9 protein-coding genes and 2 pseudogenes are annotated in these 8466 nt (G+C 62.9%); 7 read left to right on the top strand and 4 right to left on the bottom strand.

Going from position 1 to position 8466, the window contains the following annotated elements; all coding sequences use genetic code 11:
* Together EOC06_RS43390 and EOC06_RS24395 are read right to left on the bottom strand one after the other, a co-directional pair.
* A pseudogene (locus tag EOC06_RS43390) lies at positions 1 to 372 on the bottom strand (muramidase); the annotation flags it as partial.
* 246 nt (positions 373 to 618) lie between these two features.
* The gene (locus EOC06_RS24395; RefSeq protein ID WP_013532811.1) at positions 619 to 837 is read right to left on the bottom strand and encodes a hypothetical protein; all 219 of its coding nucleotides are present in this window, start codon (positions 835 to 837) and stop codon (positions 619 to 621) included.
* A gap of 214 nt (positions 838 to 1051) precedes the next feature.
* On the opposite strand from EOC06_RS24395, the gene EOC06_RS24390 reads away from it, so the two are divergent.
* A complete protein-coding gene (locus EOC06_RS24390; RefSeq protein ID WP_128308987.1) occupies positions 1052 to 2821 on the top strand; it encodes an acyl-CoA dehydrogenase in 1770 nt (589 codons plus the stop codon).
* A gap of 20 nt (positions 2822 to 2841) precedes the next feature.
* Positions 2842 to 3594: a crotonase/enoyl-CoA hydratase family protein gene (locus tag EOC06_RS24385; RefSeq protein ID WP_128308986.1), complete on the top strand. Its 753-nt coding sequence runs from the start codon at positions 2842 to 2844 to the stop codon at positions 3592 to 3594.
* Between the two features lie 3 nt (positions 3595 to 3597).
* Here EOC06_RS24385 and pdxH read toward each other — a convergent pair whose 3' ends face one another.
* A complete protein-coding gene (gene pdxH / locus EOC06_RS24380) occupies positions 3598 to 4215 on the bottom strand; it encodes a pyridoxamine 5'-phosphate oxidase (RefSeq protein ID WP_127270335.1) in 618 nt (205 codons plus the stop codon).
* A gap of 77 nt (positions 4216 to 4292) precedes the next feature.
* Between pdxH and EOC06_RS24375 the strand changes: the two genes are divergently transcribed.
* The 4 genes from EOC06_RS24375 to EOC06_RS24360 all read left to right on the top strand — a co-directional run bounded on the left by EOC06_RS24375 (position 4293) and on the right by EOC06_RS24360 (position 7343).
* Positions 4293 to 4754 (top strand): RT0821/Lpp0805 family surface protein, encoded by a 462-nt coding sequence (locus EOC06_RS24375; RefSeq protein ID WP_027035968.1) that lies wholly within the window; start codon positions 4293 to 4295, stop codon positions 4752 to 4754.
* Between the two features lie 100 nt (positions 4755 to 4854).
* On the top strand, positions 4855 to 5784 hold the full coding sequence (locus EOC06_RS24370; RefSeq protein WP_128308985.1) for a DnaJ C-terminal domain-containing protein: 930 nt from the start codon (positions 4855 to 4857) through the stop codon (positions 5782 to 5784).
* A 106-nt stretch (positions 5785 to 5890) separates the two neighbouring features.
* Positions 5891 to 6709, top strand: coding sequence for an enoyl-ACP reductase FabI (gene fabI / locus EOC06_RS24365; RefSeq protein WP_127268175.1), 819 nt, complete (start codon positions 5891 to 5893; stop codon positions 6707 to 6709).
* A 46-nt stretch (positions 6710 to 6755) separates the two neighbouring features.
* The gene (locus EOC06_RS24360; RefSeq protein ID WP_127268176.1) at positions 6756 to 7343 is read left to right on the top strand and encodes a histidine phosphatase family protein; all 588 of its coding nucleotides are present in this window, start codon (positions 6756 to 6758) and stop codon (positions 7341 to 7343) included.
* Between the two features lie 167 nt (positions 7344 to 7510).
* Here the strand turns inward: EOC06_RS24360 and EOC06_RS24355 are convergent, their stop codons facing one another.
* Complete coding sequence (locus EOC06_RS24355) at positions 7511 to 7768, bottom strand: DUF1344 domain-containing protein (protein ID WP_128308984.1); 258 nt, start codon at positions 7766 to 7768, stop codon at positions 7511 to 7513.
* Positions 7769 to 7946: 178 nt separating this feature from the next.
* Here EOC06_RS24355 and EOC06_RS43385 point away from each other — a divergent pair.
* Positions 7947 to 8466 (top strand): annotated as a pseudogene (locus EOC06_RS43385) (chorismate synthase); the annotation flags it as partial.

Genomic DNA, 8466 nt, shown 5'->3' with positions numbered 1-8466 from the left:
GCGCAGGCTCGGCGAAATCGAGGAAATTGTTGGCCTGCTCGACCGGATTGCCGGGACGGGCAAGGTGATAGGCGCCCCATTTCAGGCCGAGTGCCTTGGCCACCACCCGGCGCGTCTGGAACAGTTCGCGCGTCACCGCATGGCGTTTCCACAGCGCCTTGCAAAGCTTCACCTCAATGTCGTTGCCCAAGCAGAAATAGGGGGCGGCACGCCGTCGGAGGCCTTGTTGATGAAGCCCACGATCCGCTTGTCGGTGGCGAGCTGGGCCCAGTCGATGGAATTATATTCGTAGGCATCGACGACCAGAGCGCGGTCGGCGTTCTTCCACGGCTCGGAGAAATCCGAGGCCGTTGCCGCCGTCGAAAGCGCCATCGTCGCCGCAAGAGCGAGGATCGCCAGCGCATGCCGGCCAGAAGTGTGCAGCGGTTTTGGGGCAACGACATGCGCAGGAAACAGAGGCTTGAAGGGTGTCGGTACGACACTCTTCAAGCGGCGAAGGAGGTGCGCCGTCCTTTTCAAAACAGGGAATCCCCGTTGACCAAAAACAAATCCTGAACGGCTATGGTTAAGGAAGTGCTTTCGGGGCTGGCCTCAGAAAAGCTGGCCACGCATCAGCCGCTAGAATTCAAACGGGTCAGGCGCCGGCTCTTGCCGCAGCGTGCCTTCGGCGGCGCGTTTGCGGTGGTGGGCGAGCGAGCATTGCGGCGAGCACAAAATGCCGCGATCCGACCAGTAGGCGGCACCATGGTCCAGTCTGCCCCCATGGTAGCAGAACCCCTCCGCTCGATAGGGCAGGCCGCATTCGATGCAGCGGTAGGCGTCGGGTCTGGCAAGCATAGGCGGTTCCGGTTGGCTGGTCTGATCCATCGCCGGTCGACTTGATCCGGCATGGGTTGAACTTAATACGCGCCGCCGCGATTGCAAAATCCGCGTGACAAAATTTGACGTTTACGTAAAAAGAAGATGGGAGACCGCTGATACGGCGGGTGGTTTTGCAGCGGCACCGGTTCTAGGGTTGGGCAGGCCGATGCAATCAGGAGGAGTGGGCGGCATGTATAGGGCACCGGTCGAGGATATCGCCTTCACGCTCAAGCACGTGGCCGGCATGAAGTCGGCGCTCGATGCCGGCACCTTCGGCGATCTCGGCGAGGACCTGGTCGATGCCGTTCTGGGTGAGGCCGGCCGTTTCGCCACCGAAGAGGTCGCACCGCTCTACACGATCGGCGATCGGCAGGGTGCGGTGCTGAAAGGCGGCGCCGTCACCACGCCGCCCGGCTGGAAGGAACTCTATCGCCGCTGGATCGATGGCGGCTGGAATGCGCTCTCGGGGCCTGAGGAATATGGCGGCCAGGCGCTGCCGACCATGCTCGGCGTGGCCGCGCTCGAAATGTGGAACTCCGCCGCCATGGCTTTCGGCATCGGCCCGACGCTGACCATGGGCGCGGTCGAGGCGCTCGACAAACACGCCTCCGAAGACCTCAAGGCCAAATATCTCGAAAAGCTCGTCTCCGGCGAGTGGATGGGCACGATGAATCTGACCGAGCCGCAAGCCGGCTCGGATCTCGCCGCCTTGCGCGCCCGCGCCGAGCCGGCGGGTGACGGCAGCTATCGCATCTTCGGCCAAAAAATCTTCATCACCTATGGCGAGCACGATTTCACCGACAACATCATCCATCTCGTGCTGGCAAGGCTGCCCGATGCGCCGGCCGGCACGCGCGGCATATCGTTGTTCCTGGTGCCGAAATTCCTGGTTGGCGACGATGGCGCGCTCGGTGCCCGCAACGACGTCTTCTGTTCCGGACTTGAGCATAAACTCGGAATCCATGCCTCGCCGACCTGCACCATGATCTATGGCGACGGCTTCGAAGGGGCCGAACCCGGCGCCGTCGGCTGGCTGATCGGCGAGGAGAACAAGGGGCTCGCCTGCATGTTCACCATGATGAACAATGCGCGGCTTTGTGTCGGCATGCAGGGGGTGGCGGTCGCGGAAGCCGCAACGCAGAAGGCGATCGCCTATGCCAATGAGCGCCGGCAGGGCAAGGCCGCGAGCTACACTGGCACGGGTATGGCGCCTATCGTCCATCACCCCGATGTCCAGCGTAACCTGTTGACCATGAAGGCGCTGACCCAGACCGCACGCGCCATCAGCTATTCCTGTGCCCACGCCATCGACATGGCCCGTGTCTCCGCCGGTGACGAGGCGGCATACTGGCGCGATCGCGCCAATCTGCTGACGCCGCTGGCCAAGGCGTTCTCGACCGATATCGGCGTCGAGGTTGCCTCGCTCGGCCTCCAGGTTCATGGCGGCATGGGCTTCATCGAGGAGACGGGAGCGGCCGCCTTCTATCGCGATGCGCGCATCGCCCCGATTTACGAGGGCACCAACGGTATCCAGGCGATCGATCTGGTGATGCGCAAGCTGCCGCTCGGCGGTGGCGACCATGTGCATGGTTACATCGCCGAACTGGCTGATATGGCCGCAGCGGTGCGGACCTCGAACATGCAGGGTTTCGGCCGCACCGCCGACGCTCTCGACGCGGCACTTGGCGATCTCAGCGAAGCGACCCGCTTCCTGCAAAAACTGACGGCCGATGGCCGATCGGAAGAGGCGCTGGCAGGCGCCACGCCCTATCTCAGGCTGATCTCGCTTGCCGCCGGCGGCGCCTATCTGGCGCGCGGTGCTCTTGCCGATCACAACCGCATAGCGCTTTGCCGTTTCTTTGCCGAAAACCTGCTCGGCGAGGTCAGCGCCTTGAGGGCGCGCGTCATTGATGGCGCCGAAAGCCTCGCCGCTGCCGGCAAGACGCTCGTCTCTGCCTGACGTTTCACAAGGAAAACACCGTGACAGACCCTATCCTCGTCGAGCGCCAGGGCGCCATCCAGATCATCCGCATGAATCGGCCGGACAAGAAGAACGCGCTGACGCGCGCCATGTATGCGAAAATGTCAAAAACCCTGGCCGAGGGCGACGCCGACCCGGCCATCCGCGTCCATGTCTTTCTCGGCGTGCCCGGCGCCTTCTCCTCCGGCAACGACCTTGCCGACTTCATGGTCGTCGCCACCGGCGGCGACGGCGGCACCGAAGTCTGGGATTTCCTGATGGCGCTGGCCAAGGTCGAAAAACCCATGGTCTCCGGCGTCGACGGCATCGCGGTCGGCATCGGCACGACGCTCAACCTGCATTGCGACCTGACTTTCGCCACGCCACGCACCGTGTTCAGGACGCCTTTCGTCGACCTGGGCCTTGTGCCTGAAGCGGGATCGAGCCTGCTGGCACCGCGCATTCTGGGCCAGCAAGCCGCTTTCGCGCTGCTCGGTCTTGGCGAGGGTTTTTCGGCCGAGCGCGCCAAGGCCGCCGGCCTGATCTACGAGGTGGTCGAGGAAGCAGCGCTGGAGGCTTCGGTATTGGCGGCAGCCGGCCAGATCGCCGCCAAGCCACCACAGGCGCTGAAGATCGCGCGCAACCTGATGCGTGGTTCGCGCGACGATCTCGTCGCCCGCATCGGCGAGGAAAGCGAGCATTTTCGCGAGCGGCTGAAGTCCGATGAGGCGCGCGCCGCACTCACCGCGTTCATGACGAGAAAGAAGGCCTGAGCCTCAGGGATAAAGCCGTGTCTTGTCCCAGCCGTCCTTCGCACTGCGCGTAAAAACGAGCCGGTCGTGCAGCCGGAACGGCCTGTCGTGCCAGAACTCGATGGTGCTGGGCACGATGCGGAAGCCGGACCAGTGCTTTGGCCGCGGGATTTCGCCGATCGGATAGCGTGCCGTGTATTCCGCCACCGCTTTCTCCAGCGCAAAGCGGCTTTCCAGCGGCCGCGATTGTTTCGAGGCCCAGGCGCCGATGCGGCTGCCGCGCGGCCGTGTCGCATAGTAGGCGTCGGCTTCGGCGTCGCTGACGATCTCCACCGGTCCGCGAATGCGCACCTGGCGGCGCAGCGACTTCCAATGGAAACACATCGCCGCCTTCATGCTGCCAAGAATCTCCTGGCCCTTGGCGCTCTCGAAATTCGTGTAGAAGACAAACCCGCTTTCATCGAACCCCTTGAGCAACACCATACGCACATCCGGCATGCCGTCGGCATCGACGGTCGCCAGAGCCACGCCGTTGGGGTCGTTCGGCTCGCTTTTCGTGGCGTCGTCCAGCCATGCGGCAAAGAGGCGAAACGGCTCGGCAGCCTCGGTAAAGTCACCGCTTGTTAACTCAGTGTCACTCATAGTTTTTCTCAAATTGTCACGAAGCCAAGATTCTTACAAAACCAAGATTCTTTACGAAGCAAGGGGGAGGCTGCCGATTGTCGCGTATCGCGCAAGCTTTTGACAGCAGGCAATGGAGCGTTATCGCTTCGGCCAGCGCGAAAGCCGCGATTGTGGCGGTCGCCTTGCCGCTTGCCGCGTGTGGCGCCGGCGGCTTCAGCCTGGAAAAAGCCGAAGTCGACCGCTCGATCCTGACCAGCAGCACGTCTGCTTCGGCCGCGCCGGCCAATTTGGATCGCGACTCCGACCAGACGACGATCGGCAATGCGGTTTCCTCGGCCGACATCGAGCAGCTCGGCGGGCAGGCCGTGCCGTGGGCCAATGCCGGCACCGGTTCGCGCGGTTCCATCACCGACCTGGCGGAATTGAAGGACAACGGCCAGACCTGCCGCCGCTTCAAGGCCTCACGCGAAAGCTTTGACGGCGTTGCCATGTTCGAAGGCGAACTGTGCCTGGCCAGCGCCGGCGGCTGGCGCATGCAGGACTTCAAGGCACTCTGATTTTCCGCGTCTGATATGCTGCTCCAGCACTGGAATTTCTTCCTATGCGAGCGCATATAGGTGGCAACCAGAGACTCAACTCTTCTCCAGGGCAGTAAGCATGCGCGACCCCTATGAGGTGCTGGGCGTTGCCAGGAACGCATCGTCCAAGGACATAAAGTCGGCGTATCGGAAACTCGCCAAGAAGCATCATCCGGACCAGAATCCGAATGATCCCAAGGCGAAGGACCGTTTTGCCGCGGCCAACCAGGCCTACGAGATCGTCGGCGACGAAAAGAATCGCGCCGCTTTCGATCGCGGCGAGATCGACGCCGACGGAAAGCCGCGATTCCAGGGCTTTGAAGGCGCTGCCGGTGGCGGCGATCCCTTTGGCGGCTTTCGCCGGCAACAGGGTCCGGGCGGTTCGCGGTTCGAATTCCGCTCCGGCCGACCGGGTGGCGATCCGTTCGACGGCAACAGCGACATCTTCAGCCAGATTTTTGGCGACACTTTTTCGGGCGCGCGCGGTCCCGGCACGGGCGATCGCCGCCAGCAGGCGACAGCAGCCGATCTGAACGTGACGCTCGACGTCACCATCGAGGAAGCGGCGACCGCCGAAAAGGTGACGGCGATGTTCCCCGATGGCCGCAAGGTGGCGGTCAAGCTGCCGGCCTATGTCGAGGATGGCCAGACCATCCGCCTCAAGGGCCAAGGCGAGCAGGGGCCGGGCCAGCCAGGCGACGCGCTGGTCAAGATCCATCTGCGCCGACATCCACGCTACCGCATCGAGGGCCGCGACCTGCACGCCGATCTGCCGGTGGTGCTGGCGGATGCGGTGCTCGGCGCCAAGGTGCCGGTCGAGACGCCGACCGGCAGGCTTGCGGTCAACATTCCTGCCTGGTCGAGCTCCGACAAGGTCCTGCGGCTGAAGGGCAGAGGCCTGCCGGAAAAGGCCGGCGGCCACGGCGATCTCTACGCTCATGTGCGTATCATGCTGCCGGAAGGCGGCGACAGCGCGCTCGAAGAGCTGTTGCGCGGCCAAAAAGGCTGATCGGCGGCTTTTGTCCCCCGAACTGTCCGGTTTGGACGCTTGAAGGGGCTCTGTGCCTGTGCGATAGGGCAACCCACAAAGCTGAAATCTTGCGGAGAGCGCTCACATGGCGGGTGGACAGGGCCTAATGGCCGGCAAGCGCGGCCTCATTCTTGGCGTCGCCAACAATAGGTCGATCGCCTATGGCATCGCCAAGTCGTGCGTCGACCATGGCGCCGAGATCGCGCTGACCTATCAGGGCGAGGCGTTCAAGAAGCGCGTCGAGCCGCTGGCGGCGGAACTGGGCGCCTTTGTCGCCGGCCATTGCGACGTCACCGATCCGGCGAGCCTGGACGAGGTTTTCGCCAATGTCGCCAGGCACTGGGGCAAGCTTGATTTCCTCGTCCACGCCATCGCCTTCTCCGACAAGGATGAACTGACCGGCCGCTATGTCGAGACGACGCGCGACAATTTCCTGCGCACCATGGACATTTCGGTCTATTCCTTCACCACCATAGCCAAGCGCGCCGAGGCGCTGATGACCGATGGCGGCTCGTTGCTGACGCTGACCTACTACGGCGCCGAAAAAGTGATGCCGCACTACAACGTCATGGGTGTCGCCAAGGCGGCGCTCGAGGCCAGCGTGCGCTACCTGGCGGTCGACCTCGGCGCCAAGAAGATCCGCGTCAACGCCATCTCGGCCGGCCCGATCAAGACGTTGGCCGCCTCCGGCATCGGCGATTTCCGCTACATCCTGAAGTGGAACGAGTACAATTCGCCGCTGAAGCAGACGGTCACGCAGGAGGAAGTCGGCGATTCCGGCGTCTATTTCCTGTCCGACCTGTCGCGCGGCGTCACCGGTGAAGTGCACCACGTCGATTCGGGCTACCACGTCGTCGGCATGAAGGCGGTCGACGCGCCTGATATTTCGACGGTCAAGGACTAACGCCCGGCCAACCGTCGTCCGTCCCGATCCCGCACCGGAAGACCTGATGTACCCGCTGGTTTATATCGCGCGCCACGGCCAGACCGCGTGGAACGCCGAAATGCGACTTCAGGGGCAGGCCGATACCGATCTCAACGCTCTTGGCCGCGAACAGGCGACCGGCAACGGGCTTCGGCTAGCCGCGTTGGTCCCAAATCCCTGGGAATTCGATTTCCTCGCCAGTCCGATGAAACGGACGCGCGAAACGATGCAGCGTATTCGCGCCGCGATGAAGCTCGATCCGGATGCCTATCGAACCGATCCGCGCCTCGTCGAAGTCAATTTCGGCGATTGGCAGGGATTTACCTTTCCCGAGCTCGAGACAGGATATCCCGGAGCGAGCATGACGCGTGCTCTGGACAAGTGGAACTTTCAGCCGCCCGGCGAAGGTGCGGAGAGCTATCAGATGCTGCTCGAACGGGTGAGGCCATGCTTCGACGCGATCGAACGCCAGACGATATGCGTGACCCATGGCGGCGTCATGCGCACCTTGTTTCGCTTCGTTCTGGGGCTGGCCGAGGACGAGGCCGCGAACCTGGAAATACCGCAGGATCGCCTGCTCAAGCTCGAAGGCAAGAGTCTGGAGTGGCTTTAATGCATGTCGCCCAAAAGTGGCCCCGGTTTTGGGAGAACGACATGCATAAAACAAAGACCTAAAGCGGGTCGCCTGAATCCGTTCAGACGCGACACGCTTTAGGCCATTGGCAGGCGGCTCGGCGAAAGCTGAACCGCAAACACAGCATTCAATTGAGGTTGGAAGCTCTAGTTGGCAGAGCTGTCCGGCAGTTCCATGTCGGTGACGATGTTTTCGCCATTGGTCACATCGTAGGCGATGACGATGTCCATGCCCGGCTTCAGCGCGTCGAGATCGGTCTCGGCGTTCAGCTTGTAGGACTTGCCGTCATCCAGCGTCAGCGTCGCCGTATCCTTGTCGATCTTCTTGATCAGGCCTTCGGTCTGGCCGGCGAAAGCGGCGGTGGAAAGCAGCGTGGCGGCAATGGCGCCAATCAGGGTACGCATGATCGTTCCTCTTTATCATTGCGCCGGCATGGCGGCGGGCGTTCAACGGCGGATGGAGCAGAGCAGAAACCAACCGAATGTGTCAAAACTAAATCCGCCAGATCACAGTTTGACCCCTGTGAAAAACGCCAATAGAACGCAATCTTCAGCCGGCTCCGATGCCGGGCAGGGTCATTTCATGTCTCACAACACGTTCGGCCACCTTTTCCGCGTCACCACCTGGGGCGAAAGCCATGGCCCGTCGCTCGGTTGCGTGGTCGACGGCTGTCCGCCCGGCATCCGCTTCACTCGAGCAGACATCCAGGCCGAACTCGACAAGCGCCGGCCGGGGCAATCACGTTTCGTGACGCAGCGTCGCGAACCAGACGAGGTCAAGATCCTGTCCGGCTTCATCTTCGACGAGGACGGCGAGACGATGATCACCACCGGCACGCCGGTGTCGATGCTGATCGAGAATGTCGACCAGCGTTCAAAGGATTATGGAGAGATCGCCCGCCAATACCGGCCGGGCCATGCCGACTACACCTATGACGTCAAATACGGCGTGCGCGATTATCGCGGCGGCGGCCGCTCCTCGGCCCGCGAGACGGCAGCCAGGGTGGCGGCCGGTGCCTTGGCGCGCAAGGTGGTTCCGGGCGTGGTGGTGCGCGGCGCGCTGGTGTCGATGGGCGAAAAATCCATCGATCGCGCCAACTGGA

It is taken from the genome of Mesorhizobium sp. M7A.F.Ca.MR.362.00.0.0 (assembly GCF_004023175.1).
Classification (GTDB): domain Bacteria; phylum Pseudomonadota; class Alphaproteobacteria; order Rhizobiales; family Rhizobiaceae; genus Mesorhizobium.
Note: the sequence above shows the minus strand (reverse complement) of the source record. Positions and strands in the feature narration are given on the sequence as shown.

Excerpts from the sequence above, each read along its gene's own strand:
- EOC06_RS24355 (WP_128308984.1), bottom strand. The coding sequence starts at position 7,768 with ATGCGTACCCTGATTGGCGCCATTGCCGCCACGCTGCTTTCCACCGCC.
- EOC06_RS24390 (WP_128308987.1), top strand. The coding sequence starts at position 1,052 with ATGTATAGGGCACCGGTCGAGGATATCGCCTTCACGCTCAAGCACGTG.
- EOC06_RS24370 (WP_128308985.1), top strand. The coding sequence starts at position 4,855 with ATGCGCGACCCCTATGAGGTGCTGGGCGTTGCCAGGAACGCATCGTCC.
- pdxH (WP_127270335.1), bottom strand. The coding sequence starts at position 4,215 with ATGAGTGACACTGAGTTAACAAGCGGTGACTTTACCGAGGCTGCCGAG.
- EOC06_RS24395 (WP_013532811.1), bottom strand. The coding sequence starts at position 837 with ATGCTTGCCAGACCCGACGCCTACCGCTGCATCGAATGCGGCCTGCCC.
- fabI (WP_127268175.1), top strand. The coding sequence starts at position 5,891 with ATGGCGGGTGGACAGGGCCTAATGGCCGGCAAGCGCGGCCTCATTCTT.
- EOC06_RS24360 (WP_127268176.1), top strand. The coding sequence starts at position 6,756 with ATGTACCCGCTGGTTTATATCGCGCGCCACGGCCAGACCGCGTGGAAC.